Source organism: Desulfobacter postgatei 2ac9 (genome assembly GCF_000233695.2).
Taxonomy (GTDB): domain Bacteria; phylum Desulfobacterota; class Desulfobacteria; order Desulfobacterales; family Desulfobacteraceae; genus Desulfobacter; species Desulfobacter postgatei.
The window spans coordinates 63,125-84,953 of sequence record NZ_CM001488.1 but is presented as its reverse complement, the minus strand read 5'-3'; the positions used below and the strand labels follow the sequence as shown (position 1 = coordinate 84,953).

Below are 21,829 nucleotides of genomic sequence, written 5' to 3'. Positions count from 1 at the left end.
TTTTACGCTGACTTTTTACCAAATTTTCCTGTATTTCAGTAATGGCACTTTTAAGTTGTCTTGGATTTTCTTCACAATATCAATAACTTCATCATGCATCTCACTATGGATCAGCGGCGTTCTTCCAGAACGTGGTTTATCAATTAAAGAGTCAAATTGATATTTTTCCCATCCATCAATCCACTTCGAAACTGTTTCCTGAGTGGTCAAACATATTTGTGAAATCTGACTGATACTATACCCAGAGTTGCTCAATCGGATTGCTTGAGCCCTGAGTTTAGTACGGTTTGACTCTTCATCCGAAAATTCAATAAGTGACAGCCATTTTAATGCCAACGGCTCAATTGGAGAAATAAATTTTTTACCCGTACGTCTCATCTGATATCCTTGCTATGCAAATTTAAAAAAACAATGATTTGTTGCAAAGCAAGATTATACAGGAATTATATTTGTCCACCTACTTAAGCATGGTATTGATTGGTCCCAGTTGGCTGTTAGTTTGTCTGATTTATATGATAATCCTTTTGAATTTTCTGCGACTGGTTCAGATGACGGCTTTTCCCTGAATCTTGGCGGTGGCCACCTATCACTTCAATCCGTTGTTGAATCCTTGGACGAATTGAAAGATTTTTCTGTCCTTCAATCTGCCCGGATTTCTGTCATGAACGGTTCTACCGCTGAACTCGATGTCTCTGAAAAAATTCCTTATGTTAAGGAAATTACCGTTTCTTCTATGCATGATTCTTCTGATACCGTGGCCCAGGGTTATGAATTCGGGACTGTTTCTTCCGGTCTTATTTTAACTCTTAAACCGTCTGTTTCCGGGAACATTATTTCAACCCAATTTTCTGGAAGTATTCAAAGTTTGATTGAATTTCTTGAGGTTGGAACGGAACCTCATCTTGTTAGGCAGCCGCGGACATCTATTCGTAAAATTGATAATCAGATTGTTTTTCGGGCTGGTGAAACCACCTTGATCGGCGGTTTGAAGTATAACAAAGGAAGTGTATCAAGGTCCTCTTTAAGTTGGTTAAAGACTGGTCTTGATAATCAGGAAACTATTCAATTTTCGGTTTCCATATTAATTAATAGTGAGGTGATACGCTATGTCTTTTCTTAAGCGAACCCTCTTCTTTGTATCTTTGGTCCTTTTTGGGATCACTGGTCGTGCTTTGGCAACAACCGGATATACCTCTTTAATTTCATCAGATATGTTTGACGGTATCAGAACTGACGTTAACACGGCGGCGGCTGGCATTGTCACCATATTGATAATTGTTGTGGGTCTTGGGTTGCTTGTTAAAGTTTTTCGTTAATTTTTTTTAATTTTTTAAAAGGAGTTTTGTTATGAAGAATCTCGTCACTCGTTCACAGTTTTTCACTGCGTCCATTTTTTCCGCTTTCTTCGGTCTGTTTGGTATGTCTTTTGCCACGCCTTCCGTCGCTGATCTCTGGACGGCCTTTGACATTTCCACCATTAACAGTCAGGTTCTTACTATCCTGACCACGTTTGTCACCATTAACCTTGCTTTCCTCGCCTACAGATATATCCGGCGTACCATGGGTAAAGGTTAATTTCATCTAAAGGGTTGGGGGATTTCTTTCCCCCTTCCCTTTATTCTCTGGGTATGTCCATTTGCTGCACATAATGTGCTTGATACCATGCTTTAAAGGTGCTTTATGGAAACTGATTTAATAAGTTTACTTTTTGATAGTATTACAATTTCACTTCAAAGTTTTATTGCGAATGATATTTCCGTGATGCTTCTCGGTATGGTTTCTCTCATTTTTATTATTTTTGCCTATTTCAAAATTCGAGAATTTTTAAATATCGGTATGACTGATAATGAAATTGCGGCTAAAAATTCTTTCAATCGTTGGCAGTCTTCCAAAGGTACTTGGCGTGAACCTTTGATGAAAGAGGAATACCGCTCTAATTTAATGGATGTGAGGGGCGAACGTTATGCAGAATCTTTTGATGAAATTTACGATGATAGAATGAAATCTTTAGGATATAAATAATGATTGATTTAGAGGCATTTGGTAACGGTTTTGGCCTTGTAGTTATTTCGTTGCTTTTTGGTATCATTCTTCGTGCTATCATATCAGCCCTTCGGATTGGTTCTTCTCGTTTTCATTCAATAGGCATCGTGTTTTTTTTAATAATTTTATCAAATACTCAATCATATGCAGCCGTCACCAGTATTGGTTCAGTGGATCTTTACCGGGTTGAATCAGGGTCAATTTATTTCATGGTGGATGGACAATCATACATGACATCGGATGCTAATCAGATTGACTTGGTGAATAAAGCTTATTATCAGCGTACGGTTGTTGATGTCGCGGATCTTGATTCAAATCCAGGCTGGGTTGATTACGTTCAGACCACGGATACCTCTGATTTAATGTCAAAGAGTATTTCTTTGATCATTGGTGCTCTTTCATGCAATGCCCTGGCTTTGGGCCTATCTTTGAGGTTTTAAAAATGATTTCTTTACCTGAAGGTTTTGACCTTTCCCTTTTTATTGGTGATATCGTGACTTATATCGGCATTCCCATTGTTACGATTGCCTTTTCTTTCTGTATTTTTAGATTGATTACATATTCAATGAGCTTGGGTTCTAAAAATTGATCAAGCTTATTGCCTTCATAACAATGGCGATTGATCATTCAGCTATTTTCTTTTTCCCGGAATATGAATTTATAATGCGCTCCCTGGGTGCCCTTTCTTTTCCCTTGTTTGCTTACTTCATTACCCAGGGCCTAAAATATACCAAGGATCTTCAGCTTTATATTATTGCCCTGGTTACTTGTGCCTGTGTGACTCAGCCGCTTTTTAATATCTTGTTCCCGGATCTGCATAGGCTCAATGATCTGTATACCCTGCTTTTCGGTTTGATTATTCTTTTCCTTTATGAGCGGTACGGCTTCCATGCTTTTTATTTGACTCTGCTTCTTGTCTTTTCCAATGTCGTATCAATCTATATTTTCATAGTCTTTGCCATTTATTTTTTGCACCCTCGGCCGGGGATCCTCCTGGGCGTGATGACCGCCTTTTATGTTTTTGTTTATTATTTATCCGGCTCCCTTTATGTTTTGTTCGGTCCGGTTTCCGTTGCCCTCATGTATTCCCCCAGCTTTCACCAGGGTCCCCGGATACCTAAAACGATTCAAAAGTATTTTTATTATGTGGCCTATCCTGGTCATTTTTTAATTATTATTCTCATCAATTCGATTAGATACCCGACATAAATAATGAATCCACGAGAATTGAAAAATCACCTTTACCGTCTGGTAAAGAAAAGCGGTGAAAGCAGCATAACTAAGCTTGAGTATGAATACATGACAGGCAAAATTGATTACAATACCTATTTGCATTATTGCTGTACGGATTGTGCCAAAGGGCATTTCTCAAAGAAGAAAAAATAATTAATAGAACTGTAACCGCGCTTCGAGGATGAAAGATGAAAGAATCTCCTGAACATAACAGAAACAAGTTATTAACCCCTTCCGATGTCGCGGAATTATTACAAATTTCAGAAAATACCGTTTATAAACATGTGAAAAAATTAGGTGGCTTCAAGCCTGGTGGTATTGGGGTTTGGCGCTTTAGACAAGAGGTAATTTATGGGATTATGGAAGGACAAGACGCGGAAGCATTGGTGCTACAGTTTTCAGTATCAAAACGAAATTTATGCGGCCAGGGGATTCAAGACAAAGATGGAAGCGGTGGCCGCTCGGGCAAAAAGAAAGGAAGATTTAAAAAAAGCTCCGATCTCAACCGGCATGGGTTACTTGACGCTATGCAATTTGTATCTTGATTTTTCATCACGGCGTCATGTTTCAAAAACATGGAAATACAAAAAAAGTGTTTTTGTGGCCTTCGGTCGTTTCCTTGGTGGTGATGATTTTCCCATTTCAAAAATTACCCCGGATATCATCGCGAAATATTTGGGTGCCCGTCCAAGCAATAATAATTACAATGTCCACCGTAAAGAATTATCGTCCTTGTTCAGTTATGCAGAAAATGTTCTTGAATCCATTGACCGAAATCCGGTAAAAAAAATTGAAAAACTTCCTCATTCCGTAGCCCGGAAACGAGTCCCCCAGGAACAGGACATTATCAAACTTCTTTTGGCTGCAAATCCGGAAACCGATGAAAAAGATTTGTTAATCGTTCTGCTTCATACTTTGGCCCGAATTGATGAAGTGTTGCGCTTAACCTGGGAAGACATCAATTTTGAGAAACGGCTCTTAACCAAATGGACCCGAAAAACCTATGGTGGATCATACAAGGCTGTTACCGTTACCATCAACGATGAATTGTATTTCACCTTATGGAAAATGTGGAAGAATCGGAAACAAGACTCTTGGGTGTTTTTCAATGAAAAAACAAATGATCGTTTTAAGCATCGCCCAAAATTCATGAAAGGGCTTTGTATAAGAGCCGGAATAAATCCCTCTTTTGGATTTCATACCTTGCGGCACCTTATGGCTTCTCTCCTGGCTGACAACCCCAAAATTTCAACGAAAACGATTCAGAATATTTTAGGTCATTCAGAATCTAGGACAACTGAAATATATCTTCATAAACTGGATGGTGCCATAGAGAATGCTATGGATTCCATATCCGGGAGATTTGAGCCAAAAAATGAAAACCCGCAACCAGAATCCGCAACCAAAAATAAAAAAAGCTCTCAGCAAAAACACTGAAAGCCTTTAGTCGTGCTGGTCGGGGCGAGAGGACTTGAACCTCCGACATCCTGCTCCCAAAGCAGGCGCGCTACCAGGCTGCGCTACGCCCCGATAAAATAAAAACAACATTTATCATTTGGAATAAAAAAAATCAAGATCAATCTTGCCGGTCAGCCCCGTCCCATAATTTTGAAATGGAGTCAAACGCTACATGGCACAGGCCTTGGCCTATCTATGGGGCGTGGCAATTTCCTTGACACCACCATGAAGACGGGGTATCTTAATAAACTTTGTGTAAAGTGTTTGTGCCATGTAATGAATCAGTTAGGGTACAATTATTATTTTTTGAAGGTGCGTTGAAGAAAAAACGCCAATTAACAGGATTAAACAGGACAAAATCATGCAGGTAAAAATCGAAGATCAGAGCAGTATTAAAAAAGTGCTTTCTTTTGAAATCCCTAAGGAAACAATTTCCAAAGAGTTAGATAAAGCCTATGCCGATTTGAAAAAGACGGTCGAGATCAAAGGTTTTCGAAAAGGAAAAGTTCCCAGAAAAGTGCTTGAAAACCGGTTTGCCGCAGACGTTCATGCCGAGGTTGCCCCGCGCCTGATCCAGGAATCTTTTATTGAAGCTGTTGAAAATCATAAGTTGGATATCGTGGGCGGGCCCCAACTTGATCCGCCGGAACTCAAGCCGGATGCTGATTATGCATTTGAGATCACTGTGGAGGTTAAACCCCAACTGGATGATATTGATTTCCAAGGTCTTGAAATTAAAAAGACACTTTATGAAGTAAGCGAGGCTGAGATTGAAAGCCAGATATATATGCTGCAAAAGACCATGGCCACAAAGCGGAAGGTCGAAGACGCCCGTCCGGTAAAAGAAGGCGACTTTGTTCTGATTGATTATGAAGGCTTTCTAAATGGCGAACCCTTTGAGCATACCCCTAAAGTTGAAAATTATGTTACGGCTATTAACATGGCGCCGTTGCCTAAGGAATTTTCCGAAAAACTTATCGGTGCCATTCCGGTTCAGGATCTGGACATTGAAGTGGTTTACGCAGATGATTTTCATGATGAGAATCTGAAAGGAAAAACCATTGAATATAAGGTTACACTTAAGGAGATCCAGGAAGAGGTGCTGCCCGAAGCCAATGATGATCTTGTAAAAGGCCTTGAACAATACAAAACCCTTGATGAGGTAAAAGCTGCCATCCGGGATAACCTGGAAAAGGGTATTGCCCAGCGGGTCAAGCATGAGATGAGCGAACAGGTTTTTAGTCAAATCCTTGAAAAAATAGACTTTGAAGTTCCTCAAGCCCTGGTTGAAGGTGAACTTAACGGGATTATTTCCGAAACGGAACAGGCCTATTCCCAGAACAATACCTCCCTTGAAGAAGTCGGCTTAAGCCGGGAACTTATGCAGGAAAAATACAGGTATGTGGCTGAAAAGCAGGCCCGCCGTCACCTGATTCTGGATAAGATGATTGCCCAGGAGAAGATTGAGCTTAGCGATGAAGAACTTGATGCAAGCTTTGAAGAGATGGCTCAGGCCATGAGTGCGACAAAAGATGCCATCAAGAATTTTTTCAACCTGGACCAGCGTCAGTTTGAATATTATAAACATACCCAGCTTGAAAAAAAGGCCATTGATCTTATAATAGAAAAAAGCAGCGTAATTGAAGTGACGCCGGAAGATGCGCAAGCCGCTGATGCACAAACTGAAGAAGAAGGTGCAGAAGTGTAAAAAATAATATTTTAGATCATGACAAGGAGTTAAATCGTGCCTCTTATTCCAATGGTTGTTGAGCAGAGCAACAGGGGAGAACGTGCTTATGATATCTATTCACGGCTTTTAAAAGACAGGATTATTTTTTTAGGATCTGCCATCGACGATGAAGTTGCCAACCTCATTGTTGCACAGATGCTGTTTCTTGAATCCGAAGATCCTGATAAAGATATCAATTTTTATATCAATTCCCCCGGCGGCGTTGTTACAGCAGGCATGGCTATATACGACACCATCCAGTACATCAAGCCGGATGTGGCAACTGTGTGTATTGGCCAGGCAGCCAGTATGGGGGCGCTGCTTCTTACTGCCGGAACAGCCGGCAAGCGTTTTGCCCTGCCCAATGCCAGGATTATGATTCATCAGCCAATGGGGGGGGCACAGGGCCAGGCCACTGACATCAAGATTCAAGCCACCGAAATTTTAAGAATGAAAGATGTGTTGAACGAAATTTTATCAAAGCATACGGGACAGAATATTGAAAGGGTTGCGGCTGATACGGAGCGTGATTTTTTCATGTCCGGGCAGCAAGCTTTGGAATACGGCATTGTTGACCGTGTGGTCAGTGACAGAAGCCAATTGGAAGAGACCTCTGAGGAGGAAGCGTCAAAGGAGTCATAAAATATGGCCAAAAAAGAGGATACAAACGATCAGTTTTTCTGCTCATTCTGCGGTAAAAACCAAAAGGAAGTAAAAAAGCTGATAGCCGGGCCCAGCGTCTATATATGCAATGAATGTATTAAGCTGTGCGGTGAGATTATTGAAGATGAAGAAAAAGAGCTGACTGTCGAGCCCGAGAGTGCCAAGGAATTCATGGTACCAAAGCAGATCAAGGAGCAGCTTGATTCATATATTATAGAACAGGATCGTGCCAAAAAAGTTTTGTCGGTGGCGGTTTATAACCATTATAAACGTCTGGCTTCACATCTGGTAAAAAGGGGTGATGACGTCGAGATTCAGAAAAGCAATATTCTGATCATAGGTCCTACCGGATGTGGCAAAACCCTTCTTGCTCAGACGCTTGCCCGGTTTCTGGATGTCCCTTTTGCCATTGCCGATGCCACGGCCCTGACCGAAGCCGGCTATGTTGGGGAGGATGTGGAGAATATCATTCTTTCACTGGTCCAGAATGCGGATTACGACATTGAAAAGGCTCAGAAAGGTATCATCTACATTGATGAGATAGATAAAATTTCCCAGCGGGGGGACAACCCTTCAATTACCCGGGATGTCTCCGGAGAAGGGGTCCAGCAGGCCCTGCTCAAAATCATTGAGGGTACTGTTGCTTCGGTGCCTCCCAAGGGGGGAAGAAAACATCCCCAGCAAGATTATGTAAAGGTGGATACCTCAAATATCCTGTTTATCTGTGGTGGGACCTTTAATGGTCTTGAGAAAGTGGTTGAGCGCCGTTTGACTCAGAAGACCATGGGATTTGGTGCCAAAATCGCAGATAGAAAGGATGTGAATATCGGAGAGTTGCTGGAGCAGGTAAAGCCCGAAGATTTGATTAAATTCGGTCTGATCCCCGAATTTTTAGGACGCCTACCTATTATAACGTCCATAGGTGAACTCAATGAAAGGTCTTTGGTCAAGATTCTGACGGAGCCAAAGAATGCACTGGTTCGGCAATATCAGGAGCTTTTTCGCATTGAAGGGGTAAATCTGCAGTTTACGGATGAGGCCCTTGAAGCCATGGCCAAGGAAGCCGTTACCAGAAAATCCGGGGCCAGAGGGCTGCGTGCCATTATGGAGGAAACCATGATGAACATCATGTATGAAATTCCTTCCAAAAAAGATGTGGTTGAATGTGTGGTGGGCGAAGAAGTGGTGTTAAACAACGAGGATCCCATCTTGCTGTATGAACAGCCCAAAAAGCAGGCTTAGATAGAAAGTTTGCATCCATGATCAGTATTTCCCGTTTTTTCAATCCTGAGGATGGACATGAAAAGGAGAAGAAAACGCTTCCTTTGGTGCCGCTGAGGGATATTGTTCTCTTTCCCTTTGTGACAACCTCTATTTTTGTGGGAAGAGAAAAATCCATCAAGGCGCTTTCCGAGGCCATGGTCGGAGATAAGAAAATTTTTCTTACGACCCAGAAAGATCCTGATGTTCTGAAACCCACTATTCAGGATCTTTTTCAGGTGGGAACCGAGGCCCGGATCACCCAGCTGTTACGCCTGCCCGATGGTACGGTAAAGGCATTGGTTGAAGGGATTGGCCGGGGCTGTATCATTAAAATGGTTGATCAGGACAGTTTTCAGGTTGTTGATTATGTTGGCGTTCCTGAAAAACAATTGACCGATGCCAATACTGAGGCCTCCATCCGGACGGTTCATGAAGCGTTCCAGCATTATGTCGCCCTGTCCGGAGTGGTTTCCAAAAGTTTTTTCAAGGGGCTGCATGCCTTGGAACAGTATCCGTCAAGGTATGCCGATACCATTGCCGCCCAACTGCCTTTCAAGGTTCAGGATAAGCAGACGTTGTTGGAGTGCGGTGATATTGAAGAACGTTTCTTTTTGCTCCTAAAGTTTATCCAGAAAGAGACTGAAGTTTTTTCCATGTCCCAAAAGATCAAGGGCAGGGTCAAAGAACAGATGGATAAACTTCAAAAACGCCACTACCTTAACGAGCAGATGCGGGCGATCCGAAAGGAAATGGGTGAGGATGGCCAGGGTGCTGAGTTTGTTGATCTTGAAAAAAGGATCAAGGCCAAGCGCATGCCTAAAGAGGCCGCTGGTGTTGTGCGATTAGAGTTGGAAAAGCTTAAGCTGATGTCTGCAACCTCCTCGGAAGCAACAGTGGTTAGAAATTACATAGACTGGTTGCTCTCCCTGCCCTGGTACCGGAAAAAACGCGTCAAAAATGAACTTGTGAAAGCTGAACAGATTCTGGATCGGGACCATTACGGTTTGCAAAAACCCAAGGAGAGAATCCTTGAGTATCTGGCTGTGCAGATTCTGGTTAAAAAAATAAAAGGCCCGATTCTGTGTCTGGTGGGACCTCCCGGGGTCGGCAAGACATCCCTTGCCCGCTCTGTGGCGGCGGCCACCGGACGTTCCTTTGCCCGGATTTCCCTGGGCGGGGTCCGTGATGAGGCGGAGATTCGAGGGCACCGAAGAACCTATGTAGGTGCTATGCCTGGAAAAATTATCCAGACCTTGAAAAAAGTGGGATATAATAACCCGGTACTCTGCCTGGACGAAATTGATAAAATGACCAGAGATTTTAGAGGTGATCCCTCTTCCGCTCTTCTGGAAGCACTCGATCCTGAACAGAACAGGAATTTCAACGATCATTATCTTGAAGTTGATTACGATCTGTCAGAAATTTTGTTTATCACCACAGCAAACACCCTGCATGAGATCCCAGCTCCCCTGCGTGATCGCATGGAGGTGATCCAGATACCGGGGTATACCGATTATGAAAAATATCAGATTGCCACCGGCTACCTGATTCCCAAGCAGATCCAGGAAAACGGGCTGGATGACGGCGAAATTTATTTTTCAAAAGCTGCTGTTGAAATGATTATCAAGCAGTACACCAAGGAAGCCGGGGTGAGAAATCTTGAGCGTGAGCTTTCTTCTGTGCTTAGAAAAATTGCCACGGAAATCGTGCGGACCAATACACGTAAAAAATATCAGGTTACGGCAAATACGGTTTCAAAATATCTGGGGCAGTCTAAATTTAGAAATTCCATTCTGGAGCAGGAAGATAAAACCGGGATTGTTACCGGGCTGGCCTGGACCCAGGCAGGCGGTGAGCTTTTAACCATTGAGGCTGTAACTATGCCGGGCAGGGGAAAAGTCATGGTTACCGGAAAACTTGGGGATGTTATGAAGGAAAGCGCCCAGGCAGCTGTATCTTATGTGCGTTCAAGGAGTGGCAGTCTTAACATCAGGGAAGATTTTTACAACGATACAGACATCCATATCCATGTGCCCGAAGGCGCTATTCCAAAGGATGGGCCTTCAGCCGGCATTGCCATGTGCACGGCAGTGGTTTCCATTCTCACTGGTCGCCCCGTAAGCCGGACCGTGGCCATGACAGGGGAAATCACCCTTCGCGGACGGGTACTGCCCATTGGCGGCCTAAAGGAAAAGCTTCTGGCTGCCCATGCCAATGGGATTAAAAAGGTTATTCTCTGTGAGGAAAATAAAAAAGACATTATAGACGTTCCCAAAACGATTCAAAACCAGCTTGATATCGTCTATGTGGAAAGTATGTCTGAAGTGCTTGAGCATGCCTTGGTCGTATAGCGTCTCTCTTTTAACAAGTTCTTTGGGCTTGTTAAAATAATAAATCGCTGCACTTGAATGAGTGCCGAGATTTTTTTATTTTTAAAGATATGGGAACTTACTGTCTTTATAAGCCATCTTCGATTATGGACAAAAATTGCGACATGGCTGTAACTTCATCTAACGGCCCAATGCTGCGGCGAATATTTACCATGGCCTCATATTCTTCAGGTTCCATGAGCAGATCTTCTTTCCGGGTACCGGATTTGTTGATATTAATGGCCGGCCAGATTCTTTGTTCAGCACACTCCCTGGACAGATAAAGATCCATATTGCCGGTGCCTTTGAATTCCTGGAAAATAACATCATCCATACGGCTGCCGGTCTCGACCAGAATGGTAGCGATGATTGTAAGGGAACCGCCGTTCTCAAGTTTTCGGGCACCACCAAAAATTTTTCTGGGAAACTCCATGGCATTGGCGCCAAGGCCGCCACTCATGGTTTTGCCATAGGAATCGGTATCAATATTAAACGCCCTGGTCATCCGGGTTAAAGAGTCGATGAAAACTACGGCATCCTGGCCGATTTCCGTGCATCTGATGGCCGCGTGCATCGCAAGTCGGGTCATCCTCATATGCTGGCCGATTTGTTGGTCAGCAGAAGAATAGAGTACATGGGCGTTTGTCAGTCCTCTTTGGAAATCGGTAACTTCCTCAGGCCGTTCATCTACAAGTAGGATAAAGACCTTGGCATCAGGGTGATTGACAACCACCGAATTGGCCATGTGTCTTAAAATTGTTGTTTTTCCGGATTTTGGCGGGGCGATGATCAAACCTCGCTGCCCCATGCCGATCGGAACAATCAGATCTAACGCTTTTCCTGTTACGTCATCAGGCCCCTGGGCAAGATGGTACCTTTCAAAGGGGTTGATGCTGACCTGCTCCTGGAGCATTGGCGTTCTTATGAACTCGTCAAATGGAAGGTTGTTGATGGTCTCAATACGTATGAGCGCAACGTTTACATTCTGTGGACTCTTTTTTTCTCCATAACCCTGAATAAAGCTTCCTTCCCTGAGGTTGAGTTTGCGTATCAGGCTGTTGGGTACATAGGGATTTTCAGGCTTGGGATTGAAATTTTCTTCAATATTCCTTAGAAAACCAAACCCCTTGTCCATGATTTCCAGGTATCCCTGAACAGGTTCCATTGTCAACTCCTAAATTAAACTTTTGCTGCTGACATTATAGCACTATAAATCAGGGATGTTATACGTAAGACAGCCCTTGTTTTATTTTGATTGTTGTCAGGAAAAGAGGTGATAAGATTTTGCATTCAATTTTTTTATAATGTTTACATATTAATAGGGTAGTATATCAATGTCCCAGCAATATTGCAAGGATTTGATTGAATTGGAGCAATTCAGAGTGTCGCACCTGCACCGTAGTAGTTGATGATGTGACCTTTAATTAAGGCGCGATTCACCGTATCTTCAATTTGAAATTGAAAGACGTCATTTCTGCTCAATTTAGGTATTCCCATTTGTACCTCATTATATTATGCCTTTTAAAAGTTAGTTTGACTTAGAAAGTCCGGCTCTTTGTTCCAAGTTTTTACTGATTCAGTACCACCTGCTGTCCGTTGAGAAACAGTTTGTCCTCCTTGACGTGCATATCAAGGGACAAAAGGTCGTCTTTAATAACGAAAAATCCGGTGGCCATTCCCGGGAACAGCGGTTCTGTAAGATTCGGGATACCGCCTGCAAGAGCATAGGGCAGGCTGAGTTGAGCATCCAGGTCAAAAAATGAAAATATCATGTCCGGCTGCATGGCAAAAATAAAAAAATTAGATAGGTCCAGATTTTTTTTCAGCGTGAGGTCCAACCCCCCGGTCACCGTTCCCTCGGGCAACTCGATATTCAGGTCGGTGATTTCAATGCCCAGATCTTTTTTAAGCAAACCATTGAGCGCGGACATCAGTTGTGGTGTGTTCCGGACCATTTCGTCCTTCAGGCGTTTCTGGAAATATCCGGGGTTTCCAGCTGTTTTTTCAAGGCGTGAACCTGACCCGGTCATCATATCTGAATACAGGACCATGCACTCTTCAAATGAGGCCGTATCCATCTGTTTCAGCTTAAAGTTGGCAGACCAGCCGGACAAAGGTTTTCCCCCCAGTTCAATTCGGTTCATATAAAAATCCATGATCATGGTGATGGCTTTTTTATCCTCGGAGGCACTTGTTTCGACATTGATGGTGAGTCCTGAAAGATCTACGGGATCTGATTTTCCGTCATTGGCTTTCAACTGCTCCAGTGAAAATGTATTTTTCCCGGTCCATATCATCTCTGTTAGCCGGTACAGATCAGATGTGAACGTGACGGCTCCCATTACAAAGTTATTGCCCTGGGACAGTCCTTCCCACCGGCCGCGGCTCACCAGCGTTTCAAGTCCCTTTCCCGTGGAAACCTCAAGATCCAGTGCATGAACATCAAGCACTTTGCCCTTATCTTCCATGGAAAAGGCGTTCATATGTATTGTGGAACCCATGGTGCCTGAAAGGAAAAACCGGGTCTGGATGGACAAAGGATTTTTGCCGTTTAGATGGGTGTTCACCCATTCGATGTACCAGGGATTTTCTTCAAGGCTGGTTTGTGAATTCACGCTGAAAAACCCGTGTGTCCCCTGGTCAAGCAGAACCAGTTGCGTTGTATTGATTCCGGGGAAACCATCGGTATTCTCAATGGACCACTTTATACGGGAAGAAAACAGGCCTCGATCATATTCAAGGATTTTCATCCGAAAACCTGTCCCGACTTTGGCCGCTGTGTTGTTATTATCTTCAACAGCTGATTTAATCGTACGTTCCATGATAATGCCGTTGGCAACGGGCAGGCCGGCAGCACAGACAACCACCAGGCATATTAAAACGATCAATAATTTTTTCACAGGTTTTCCTCCAGACGCTCTTTCAGTCCGGACCGCCGCAACGCGGTCCTGTTGTTGTCAAAGGCCGTTTTAAAGGCCCGGGTTGATCCTACAATAATGACAAGACACTTTCCACGGGTCATGGCCGTATACAGCAGATTTCTCTGCAGAAGCGGGAAATGGGCTGTGGTCAGGGCAATGATCACCGCATCATATTCCGAGCCCTGGGATTTATGAACCGAGATCGCATAGGCCAGGGTCAGTTCGTCCAGTTCCGGCAGATCATAGGCAACGGTCCTGTCCTCGTAATCCACAAGCACCTGGCCCGTGGATTTGTCGGCTTCTATCACCCGTCCGATATCTCCGTTGAACACCTCTTTGTCATAATTATTTTTCAGGTGCATGACCTTATCACCGGTTTTAAAGGTGTGACCATGGGACTCAATACCGCCGGGCGTGTCATTTAAAACCGCCTGAAGCCGCTGGTTCAGGCTGATGGTACCGGCCTCTCCCCGGTGCATGGGGGTAAGCACCTGGGTTTCCCGGATGTGGGGAAATGCCTTGGGGATTCTTATGGCGCACAGTTCACAGATGGTTTCTGCCACACGGGCCGGTGTGCCGGCTTCAATAAAATAAAATTGGGAGGGCTGGTCCGCAGGTGCCGATTTTATGTCCGGCATCTGCCCGTTTCTGATACTGTGGGCATGCATGACAATGGGACTTTTCCGGGCCTGGCGAAAAATCCGGGTCAAAGCAAACACCGCCACCTGGGCCGAATCTATAATATCCGACAACACGTTACCCGGTCCCACGGAGGGCAGCTGAAAGGTGTCCCCCACCAGAATCAGACCGGCTCCGGCCGGCAGGGCCTCGGATACGCGGTACATGAGCTGGGTATCCACCATGGAGGCTTCATCCACCACCAGAAGATCCAGGTCCAAAGGATTGGTAAAATCATATTCAAAGGTTTCAGTGTCCGGGTTAAAGCCCAACAGTTTGTGAAGGGTTTTGGCCGCTCGACCGGTCACCTCGGTCAGCCGCCGGGCCGCCCGCCCTGTAGGCGCTGCAAGCATTACCTTCAGACGCAGCATCCTGAACACAACGCATAAGGCCTTGATAAGGGTTGTCTTCCCTGTGCCGGGGCCGCCGGTGATAATGGAAATTTTCTGACCCATAATCCGGGTCAGAACATCCATCTGCTCCCGGGATAACTGAACAGCCATGGCTGAGAGCACCTGCGCGTTGATTAAATCATTATCAAGATGGAAATCGGGAGCGGGCATGGACAAGAGCGCCTTAATCCGCCGGGAAATCCCGGCTTCAGCCTTATGTAAGGGCGCAAGATAGACCCTGTCCTTTTCAATCATCACCTCGTTATCCGCGTTCAGACTTCCCAGGGCATCTGAAAGCAGTTCTGCGGACACGCCTGCTCTCTGGGCACAAGCGCGGATCAGGTCCTCTTTTTGTTCAAACATATGCCCGTCCTGCTCCAGGTCCAGGAGGCGGCAGACCAGACAGGCTTTAAGCCGTTCTTCAGCCTCTTTTTCCGTACCAAGCGCCCTTGCCAGTTCATCCACGACGGCAAAACCAATGGCAGGAATGTCCCGGGCAATGCGAAACGTATCTTCCGTCAACACCTCCAGGGCGCGGTCCCCATATGTTTTAAGAATGGCCGCGGCCTTAGCCGAATCAATGTTGGTGCCCTGCAGCATATCCATGACCCGGCGCACTGAATGGTGGGCATTCCAGGCCGTTTCAATCATTTTTTGTTTGATCTTGCCGATCCCGTATACGTCAAGAAGCCGGTCCGGCTCATTTTCAATGATCTCCAAGGTCTGTTCCCCAAATGTGTCCACGATCCTGTCGGCCAGTTCCTGGTTAATGCCGGGAATAATCCCGGAACTGAGGTATTTTCGAATACCTGACATGGAGGAGGGCAGGGTGATTTCAAAGGAGGCGGCCTTGAATTGCTCCCCGTATTTAGGGTGGCTGATCCATGTGCCTTTGAGCTTGAGTCGCTCTCCCTGGGCCACCCCGGGCAGATGCCCCACCACGGTGATGGCATCGGCCACCTTGGGTACGGCCACACGGCAGACGGTGTAATGATTTTCCGGGTTCTGGAATGTAATCCGGGACAGGGTGCCGTTGATGGTAATCATGAAACTATATTCTGAGAGGAGAAATTAGCGGTTATCCAAAGGGCTGCCTCGTAAAGATCCCCGGCAAGAAAATCGGGTACAATACCTTTCTCCGTCAACGCGGCCAGGGCCCTTTCCCCGTTGCCGGTCTTAACCAGGATGTTTATGGCACATCCGGCATTTTTTCCGCACTCAATATCTTTGGCGGAATCTCCTATCATAAAGGCTTTCTTCAAATCAATACCATGGCACGCCACGGCCTGAAGAATCATTCCGGGTTTGGGTTTTCGACAGTCGCATCCCTGGTTTGGCCCATGGGGGCAGAAAAATATATCCTTGATCCGCCCACCGGCCTGTTCCACCCCCCGGGTCATTTTTTTTAAAATGGCATCAAGGGTTCGGACCGATATTATACCACGGCCCACAGCCGATTGATTGGTAATCAGAATCACCTGAAAACCTTTGGCGTTCAGAAGGGCAATGGCATCCGGGCTTTTGGCGATGAAATGAAATTCGTCGGGATGTTTGATATAGGCGTCGGAATCATGGTTTATCACACCGTCCCGGTCCAGAAAAACAGTATATTGCGTCATTATTGTTCCTAACTACTCGGCTACGGCAAAGGCATGCCTGAAGCCTTTCCGGGCCATCAGTCTTTCGCTGAATGCCACGGCATCATTGAGGTTGTCGAATTTACCGATTCTTACCCGGTAAAACTGCCCCCGATCATCCTCATAGGGAACAATATGGGCATTAATATAGGCCATGGATAACTTGATCCGGTACTTATCCGCATTGGCCCTCACCGTGAACGCCCCCACCTGCACCGTAAAATTGCCTTTCCAGTAATCCACGGGGGTGAAATTCACCGGGGAGTGATCTTTTTTCGAATAGGCCGTGGCCTTTCCAAGGGCCGTTACCTTTACCCGGGCTGTACCGGGCCCCACCATATCGATGAGCCGGGCTGCCGTATAGGTCAAATCTATGATCCTGCCGGCCACAAAGGGTCCGCGGTCATTGATGCGCAACGTCACGTGCCGGCCGTTCTCCAGATTTTCAACGCTGACCCATGTGTTCATGGGAAGGGTTTTGTGGGCTGCGGTCATGGCGTACATGTTGTATGTTTCACCGTTGGATGTTTTTCGGCCGTGAAATTTTTTGCCATACCAGGAGGCCCGCCCCTTTTCCACATACCCCTTGGCCGTTGCCATGGGGTAATAGTGTTTTCCTGCAATGCGATAAGGGCGCTGGGTGGGTTCGGTGCCCTTGTATGCCTTATCCCCGGATCTGCCGTAGCCGGAATCATATTTTCCGGCACCGCATCCGGCAAGGGCAAACGCAACCGCAAGGCAGACAACAAGGGCCGGGATTAATGTTCGGGTCGCGTAATTCATTTTTTTTTATTCCAGTGCCGTATTAAGAACATCTGTCATTTTATCGGTAAAATAGAAGGTCATGGTGGATTTAATATGCTCAGGAACATCTTCCATATCTTTTTCATTCCAAAGCGGCAGAATCAAAGATCGAATACCGGCCCTGTGAGCCGCGATCACCTTATCCTTGATGCCTCCCACAGGCAGCACCTCACCCCTGAGGGTAATCTCCCCGGTCATGGCCATGCGGGATTTCACTTTTCTTTTGGTAATTAGGGAGGCAAGGGTGGTAAGCATGGTCACCCCGGCAGAGGGGCCGTCCTTGGGAATAGACCCTTCAGGCACATGAATGTGGATATCATGGGTATCAAAAAAGGTGTCATCAACAGCCAGCCGGTCGGTATTGGAGCGGATGAAGCTTAACGCGGTAGACGCAGATTCCTTCATGATATCCCCCAGCTGTCCGGTGAGCGTCAGGCCTTTGCCGCCTTTCATGGCCACGGCCTCCACAAAAAGCACCTCACCACCCACAGGGGTCCAGGCAAGCCCCACGGCCACGCCCGGCGTATTTATCCGGGTGGCCATATCAGGCATGTTCTGGACAGGGCCTAGGTATTCGGCAATTTCTTTTTGGCCAATGGTCAGATTTTCTACCTGGTCCTCGACAATTTTAGCGGCAACCCCCCGGCATACCGCGCCGATCTGCCGTTCCAGATTACGTAAACCTGATTCCCTGGTATATCCGGAAATAATCTGTTTGATCGCGCCCGGGGTTATTTTGATCTGGCCTGAATTGATGCCGTTGGCCTCCCGCTGTTTGGGGATGATATACCGGCCGGCAATTTTAAGCTTTTCCTCCTGGGTATACCCGGTAAGTTCAAGCACCTCCATCCTGTCCCGCAGGGGGGGCGGAATGGTGTGCAGCACATTGGCTGTGGTTAGAAACATGACATCTGACAGATCAAAGGGTACATCCAGGTAGTGGTCAACAAAATGCTGGTTCTGCTCCGGATCAAGGACTTCAAGCAGCGCGGATGATGGATCTCCGTGGTAGGAGGAGCTGACCTTATCAATCTCATCCAGCATGAATACGGGATTTTTGTTACCGGCAGTTCTTAACTGCTGGATGATTCGGCCCGGCATGGCCCCCACATAGGTCCGCCGGTGCCCCCGGATTTCAGCTTCATCTCTGACGCCGCCCAGGGCGATGCGGACAAACTTCCTTCCCAGGGCCCTGGCAATGGATTTTCCCAGGGAGGTTTTCCCCGTTCCGGGGGGGCCTGCAAAGCACAAGATCGGACCTTTCGAGTCTTTTTTGAGTTTACGCACGGCCAAAAATTCCAATATCCGCTTCTTGGGTTTTTCAAGGCCGTAATGGTCCTGGTCCAGAATCTTTCTGGCTTTGGCAATATCCAGCCGGTCTTGGGCATATTTGTTCCAGGGCAGGGAAGTCAGCCAATCAAGATAGGTGGATGATACGACATATTCGGAAGATGAGGGGTGCATTCTTGCAAGACGGTCCAGTTCACGCTCCGCTTCTTTGGTCGCCTCTTCGGGCATGGAATTGTTCCTGATCAGGGTCTTGTATTCCCGAAGCTCTACCGCTTCCTGATCGTTTTCCCCTAATTCCTCTTTAATCGCTTTGAGCTGCTGGCGCAGGTAGTATTCACGCTGGCGTTTGTCCATGTCTTCCCGGACCTGATTCTGAATCTTGGAACCCATTTCAAGAATATCAAGCTGGTCATTCACCAGGCGGGTGACCTTTTTCAGGCGACGGTTCACATCAATCAGCTCAAGGACCTTCTGCTTTTCATTCACAGGGGCATTAATGGTGGAGGCCACCATGTCGGCAAGTGCGCTGGGTTCCTCCAGGGTTTTAACCATCTGGCCTATTTCCGCAGGCAATCCCGGCGAAAGTTTCACGATTTTTTCGTACTGTTCAACAATATTGGCCATCAGTGCCCGGTTTTCCTTGTTCCTGTCGTTGTTACGGCTTTTGAGAACAGAGATGGCGGCATGCATATAATCTCTTTTTTTCAGGAACTCCACCACCTTGAACCGGTTCAGGCCCTGGATAAGCAGCTGGGCCTTTTCATCGTTCATTTTGGACATTTTAAGAATTACGGCGACGGTACCAATGCGGCACAGGTCGTTGGCCGTGTGCCTTGAATCAATGTCTGAACGCTTTGACAGCAGAAGGCCAAGCATACGGTTTCCGGACATGGCATCGTCAATCAGGTCAATGGCCTCTTTCTGGATCAAAACCAGGGGCAACACCATCTTGGGAAACAGATTGGTATCCACTATGGGAAGAATGGGAAGTTCGTCAGGTATGTCGTCAGTAGTGATGGGGACGGAGGGATGGTTTAATTCATCCATTCGTTTTCCTTTTTAAATACAATCGCCTAATCCGTTGGATTTTTTTTATTTTTTTTGGGGGCCATCCCCGGCTGTCAATAGCCCCTGTCTATCCCATGACTGTTATAAAAAATCAATGGGCAGTTTCGGTTTCGAAGAATAATTCGTTTTGGGTTGTTTTCCTAATTTCAGCTCAAGAAATCCGTTGTCATATAAAGCAGACACTTTTTCCATGTCAATGACACTGGGTAGATAAAGAACCCGTTCAAACCGGCCGAACTGTATTTCAGCAAGTCTGTAGGTGGCGGTGGGATCCGGCTGGCTGCTTTTCCGCACCCCGGAAATTTTTACGGCCTTGTCTGAGAGTTCAATAAGCATGTTCTCCTGGCGGACACCTGCAATTTCGGCCTGGATAATGATTTCATCCCTGGTTTCAAAAATATCCATCTGGGGTCTCCAGACCCGTTTTGAAAAACAAAACATGGGATTAACGGATTGAAACATATCTTCAAAAGATTTATCTTCTGTGGTCGGCGTTTCAATATGATTCCCAAATCGAATTTTTATTTGTTCCATAACATGCTCCTGATAATGGGAACGGAACCCTCCTGAATATTGTTCACCTGTTCCTTAATCAATTCCGATAGATTACCATTTGGTAGAAAAGTTGTAAAGAGCTATAAAAATTAAATGGTTATCAATCAGGGCTGTCAAGAATATCGCGAATGACCCTTGAGAATCTGTCCATGGAAAAGGGTTTTTGTAAAAAACCGTGATCTGCGTCACGAAGCATCATTTTCATTTCTTCATCTATGCCGGCACCGCTGGATATCAGTATCTTTATGTCGGGGTCCAGTTCCCTGATCCGATAAAAGGTCTCCTTGCCGTCCATGACGGGCATGATCAGATCAAGGATGATCAGCACAATTGTGCCCGGGTGCTTTGATATTAGATCCAGACAATCCCTACCGTTTCGGGCCTGAAGGACTTGGTACCCTAAAACTTCAAGAAGATCTGCCCCCACCTCAAGGACTTCATCCTCGTCATCCACAATAAGAACGGTTTCCCCGCCTTTGGGCATCAGATCAAACTCGACACTCTCCGTTTCAAAACGGTGTACATCGACGGAGACCAAAGCGGGCAGTGCCACTCTGAATATGGATCCGGCATTTTTTTTGCTCTCCACCGTGATGAAGCCGCCATGGTTTTTCACAATCCCGAACACCGTTGACAATCCTAATCCCCGTTGTTTTATAGCCCCGGGCATCTTGGTGGAGAAAAAGGGGTCAAAAATTTTTTTCTGAATGGTTTCATCCATGCCGATACCGGTGTCCTGAACACTGATTTCCACGTAATCACCGGGTTCCACCTCAAAATGAAAGTTGTGGGTATACTCAATTGTTATATTCCGGGTTTCTATGGTAAGTGTGCCGCCATCCACCATGGCCTGTGAGGCGTTAACCAAAAGATTGAGCAATACCTGTTCAAGCTGTGAACGGTCCGCGTTTACCTTGTACAGATCCGGATCCGGTTTTTTTTCAATGACAAGATTTTCTTTTCCCGGCTGGAAAACATTTAGGGCCATCGCCACGACCTGGTTAAGATCCAGGGGTTCAACCTGGTACTTTCCCCCGCGGGCAAAACCCAGTAGATTTCCGGTAAGTTCAGCGGCAGTCTGAATCAGGAGGTTCATCTGCCGGATATGATCCTTGATTTTTTCAGGCCGGTTTACGTTGATCCCCATCAGGGATAGATGTCCCTGAAGGGCCATGAGCAGATTGTTAAAATCATGGGAAATGCCGCCGGCGAGTACGCCAATAGCTTCCATTTTCCGGGTTTGATTTTCTCTGATCTGTCTGGAGTTGATTTGCGTAATATCCGATATTGTGATTAACAGGCCCTGGGAATGGTCTCCGGGATCCAGCCGGCAGGCCCGAAGGCGGCAGTCAAAAGCGGTGCCGTCCACCCTTGACAGCCGGGAGTCAACTGTAGCAGATCCTGTTTGATTAACCCCTTTGATAAAGATATTATGCACACGCTTAAATTCTTTATCCGTTGGGAAAAGGGTTCGGGCCGATTTGCCTTCCATACTGCCGTATTCATGGCCGGTCATGACGTAACAGGCCGGATTTGCATAGTGGATGGTAGTGCGGTAAAGAATACAGATACCCACAGGGGAGTAAATCAATACATTTTTAATATTTTCCCGGGAAAAAAAATCTGAATTCATGAAAGGAGGGGGATCCTGGACAGGCCCGTCCCGTTGAATAAGAATCGAGTCAAAAGATGTACGATCATGCCCATGGGTCATAAAACACCACCT

20 protein-coding genes and 1 tRNA gene are annotated in these 21,829 nt (G+C 46.0%); 11 read left to right on the top strand and 10 right to left on the bottom strand.

Going from position 1 to position 21,829, the window contains the following annotated elements:
• Positions 1–15: 15 nt before the first annotated feature.
• The gene (locus DESPODRAFT_RS20780; protein WP_040015771.1) at positions 16–378 is read right to left on the bottom strand and encodes a helix-turn-helix domain-containing protein; all 363 of its coding nucleotides are present in this window, start codon (positions 376–378) and stop codon (positions 16–18) included.
• Between the two features lie 121 nt (positions 379–499).
• Between DESPODRAFT_RS20780 and DESPODRAFT_RS00510 the strand changes: the two genes are divergently transcribed.
• From DESPODRAFT_RS00510 to DESPODRAFT_RS00480, 7 genes are all read left to right on the top strand, one after another.
• Complete coding sequence (locus tag DESPODRAFT_RS00510; protein ID WP_040015770.1) at positions 500–1,120, top strand: secretin GspD/PilQ domain-containing protein; 621 nt, start codon at positions 500–502, stop codon at positions 1,118–1,120.
• 227 nt (positions 1,121–1,347) lie between these two features.
• On the top strand, positions 1,348–1,575 hold the full coding sequence (locus DESPODRAFT_RS00500) for a hypothetical protein (RefSeq protein ID WP_004070472.1): 228 nt from the start codon (positions 1,348–1,350) through the stop codon (positions 1,573–1,575).
• A gap of 105 nt (positions 1,576–1,680) precedes the next feature.
• A complete protein-coding gene (locus DESPODRAFT_RS00495; RefSeq protein WP_004070471.1) occupies positions 1,681–2,022 on the top strand; it encodes a hypothetical protein in 342 nt (113 codons plus the stop codon).
• The gene (locus DESPODRAFT_RS00490; RefSeq protein WP_004070470.1) at positions 2,022–2,483 is read left to right on the top strand and encodes a hypothetical protein; all 462 of its coding nucleotides are present in this window, start codon (positions 2,022–2,024) and stop codon (positions 2,481–2,483) included. The genes DESPODRAFT_RS00495 and DESPODRAFT_RS00490 overlap by 1 nt, the downstream gene beginning before the upstream one ends.
• A gap of 145 nt (positions 2,484–2,628) precedes the next feature.
• Positions 2,629–3,252: a TraX family protein gene (locus DESPODRAFT_RS00485; RefSeq protein WP_004070468.1), complete on the top strand. Its 624-nt coding sequence runs from the start codon at positions 2,629–2,631 to the stop codon at positions 3,250–3,252.
• 212 nt (positions 3,253–3,464) lie between these two features.
• The gene (locus tag DESPODRAFT_RS20775; RefSeq protein ID WP_083843527.1) at positions 3,465–3,821 is read left to right on the top strand and encodes a helix-turn-helix domain-containing protein; all 357 of its coding nucleotides are present in this window, start codon (positions 3,465–3,467) and stop codon (positions 3,819–3,821) included.
• A gap of 55 nt (positions 3,822–3,876) precedes the next feature.
• Complete coding sequence (locus tag DESPODRAFT_RS00480) at positions 3,877–4,713, top strand: tyrosine-type recombinase/integrase (RefSeq protein WP_245531975.1); 837 nt, start codon at positions 3,877–3,879, stop codon at positions 4,711–4,713.
• Positions 4,714–4,729: 16 nt separating this feature from the next.
• Here DESPODRAFT_RS00480 and DESPODRAFT_RS00475 read toward each other — a convergent pair.
• Positions 4,730–4,806 (bottom strand) — tRNA-Pro (locus DESPODRAFT_RS00475).
• A 289-nt stretch (positions 4,807–5,095) separates the two neighbouring features.
• Between DESPODRAFT_RS00475 and tig the strand changes: the two genes are divergently transcribed.
• From tig to lon (DESPODRAFT_RS00455), 4 genes are read left to right on the top strand one after another with little or no spacing between them, the layout of a single operon-like run.
• Entirely contained in the window at positions 5,096–6,442 is a 1,347-nt protein-coding gene (tig, locus tag DESPODRAFT_RS00470; RefSeq protein ID WP_004070466.1) for a trigger factor, read from the top strand.
• Positions 6,443–6,478: 36 nt separating this feature from the next.
• Entirely contained in the window at positions 6,479–7,105 is a 627-nt protein-coding gene (gene clpP, locus DESPODRAFT_RS00465) for an ATP-dependent Clp endopeptidase proteolytic subunit ClpP (RefSeq protein WP_004070465.1), read from the top strand.
• Between the two features lie 3 nt (positions 7,106–7,108).
• Positions 7,109–8,368 carry an ATP-dependent Clp protease ATP-binding subunit ClpX gene (gene clpX, locus DESPODRAFT_RS00460; protein ID WP_004070464.1) on the top strand — a complete coding sequence of 420 codons (1,260 nt, stop codon included), beginning with the start codon at positions 7,109–7,111 and terminating at the stop codon, positions 8,366–8,368.
• A gap of 17 nt (positions 8,369–8,385) precedes the next feature.
• A complete protein-coding gene (gene lon / locus DESPODRAFT_RS00455; RefSeq protein ID WP_004070463.1) occupies positions 8,386–10,740 on the top strand; it encodes an endopeptidase La in 2,355 nt (784 codons plus the stop codon).
• Positions 10,741–10,846: 106 nt separating this feature from the next.
• Here the strand turns inward: lon (DESPODRAFT_RS00455) and rho are convergent, their stop codons facing one another.
• The 8 genes from rho to DESPODRAFT_RS00415 all read right to left on the bottom strand — a co-directional run bounded on the left by rho (position 10,847) and on the right by DESPODRAFT_RS00415 (position 21,817).
• Positions 10,847–11,923 carry a transcription termination factor Rho gene (rho, locus tag DESPODRAFT_RS00450; protein ID WP_004070462.1) on the bottom strand — a complete coding sequence of 359 codons (1,077 nt, stop codon included), beginning with the start codon at positions 11,921–11,923 and terminating at the stop codon, positions 10,847–10,849.
• Between the two features lie 403 nt (positions 11,924–12,326).
• On the bottom strand, positions 12,327–13,658 hold the full coding sequence (locus tag DESPODRAFT_RS00445) for a YdgA family protein (protein WP_004070460.1): 1,332 nt from the start codon (positions 13,656–13,658) through the stop codon (positions 12,327–12,329).
• Positions 13,655–15,796 (bottom strand): SF1B family DNA helicase RecD2, encoded by a 2,142-nt coding sequence (recD2, locus tag DESPODRAFT_RS00440; RefSeq protein ID WP_004070459.1) that lies wholly within the window; start codon positions 15,794–15,796, stop codon positions 13,655–13,657. The genes DESPODRAFT_RS00445 and recD2 overlap by 4 nt, the downstream gene beginning before the upstream one ends.
• Positions 15,793–16,368 (bottom strand): D-glycero-beta-D-manno-heptose 1,7-bisphosphate 7-phosphatase, encoded by a 576-nt coding sequence (gene gmhB / locus DESPODRAFT_RS00435; protein WP_004070458.1) that lies wholly within the window; start codon positions 16,366–16,368, stop codon positions 15,793–15,795. The genes recD2 and gmhB overlap by 4 nt, the downstream gene beginning before the upstream one ends.
• A 12-nt stretch (positions 16,369–16,380) precedes the next feature.
• Positions 16,381–17,169: a septal ring lytic transglycosylase RlpA family protein gene (locus DESPODRAFT_RS00430; RefSeq protein WP_004070457.1), complete on the bottom strand. Its 789-nt coding sequence runs from the start codon at positions 17,167–17,169 to the stop codon at positions 16,381–16,383.
• Positions 17,170–17,175: 6 nt separating this feature from the next.
• Positions 17,176–19,527: an endopeptidase La gene (gene lon, locus DESPODRAFT_RS00425; protein ID WP_004070456.1), complete on the bottom strand. Its 2,352-nt coding sequence runs from the start codon at positions 19,525–19,527 to the stop codon at positions 17,176–17,178.
• Between the two features lie 102 nt (positions 19,528–19,629).
• Complete coding sequence (locus DESPODRAFT_RS00420) at positions 19,630–20,082, bottom strand: Hsp20/alpha crystallin family protein (protein WP_004070455.1); 453 nt, start codon at positions 20,080–20,082, stop codon at positions 19,630–19,632.
• A 121-nt stretch (positions 20,083–20,203) separates the two neighbouring features.
• A complete protein-coding gene (locus tag DESPODRAFT_RS00415; RefSeq protein WP_004070454.1) occupies positions 20,204–21,817 on the bottom strand; it encodes a hybrid sensor histidine kinase/response regulator in 1,614 nt (537 codons plus the stop codon).
• Positions 21,818–21,829: the final 12 nt, after the last annotated feature.

Coding starts and splice junctions, on each gene's coding strand:
- DESPODRAFT_RS20780 (WP_040015771.1), bottom strand. CDS start 378: ATGAGACGTACGGGTAAAAAATTTATTTCTCCAATTGAGCCGTTGGCA.
- DESPODRAFT_RS00500 (WP_004070472.1), top strand. CDS start 1,348: ATGAAGAATCTCGTCACTCGTTCACAGTTTTTCACTGCGTCCATTTTT.
- DESPODRAFT_RS00495 (WP_004070471.1), top strand. CDS start 1,681: ATGGAAACTGATTTAATAAGTTTACTTTTTGATAGTATTACAATTTCA.
- DESPODRAFT_RS00490 (WP_004070470.1), top strand. CDS start 2,022: ATGATTGATTTAGAGGCATTTGGTAACGGTTTTGGCCTTGTAGTTATT.
- DESPODRAFT_RS20775 (WP_083843527.1), top strand. CDS start 3,465: ATGAAAGAATCTCCTGAACATAACAGAAACAAGTTATTAACCCCTTCC.
- tig (WP_004070466.1), top strand. CDS start 5,096: ATGCAGGTAAAAATCGAAGATCAGAGCAGTATTAAAAAAGTGCTTTCT.
- clpX (WP_004070464.1), top strand. CDS start 7,109: ATGGCCAAAAAAGAGGATACAAACGATCAGTTTTTCTGCTCATTCTGC.
- lon (WP_004070463.1), top strand. CDS start 8,386: ATGATCAGTATTTCCCGTTTTTTCAATCCTGAGGATGGACATGAAAAG.
- rho (WP_004070462.1), bottom strand. CDS start 11,923: ATGGAACCTGTTCAGGGATACCTGGAAATCATGGACAAGGGGTTTGGT.
- recD2 (WP_004070459.1), bottom strand. CDS start 15,796: ATGATTACCATCAACGGCACCCTGTCCCGGATTACATTCCAGAACCCG.
- gmhB (WP_004070458.1), bottom strand. CDS start 16,368: ATGACGCAATATACTGTTTTTCTGGACCGGGACGGTGTGATAAACCAT.
- DESPODRAFT_RS00430 (WP_004070457.1), bottom strand. CDS start 17,169: ATGAATTACGCGACCCGAACATTAATCCCGGCCCTTGTTGTCTGCCTT.
- lon (WP_004070456.1), bottom strand. CDS start 19,527: ATGGATGAATTAAACCATCCCTCCGTCCCCATCACTACTGACGACATA.
- DESPODRAFT_RS00420 (WP_004070455.1), bottom strand. CDS start 20,082: ATGGAACAAATAAAAATTCGATTTGGGAATCATATTGAAACGCCGACC.
- DESPODRAFT_RS00415 (WP_004070454.1), bottom strand. CDS start 21,817: ATGACCCATGGGCATGATCGTACATCTTTTGACTCGATTCTTATTCAA.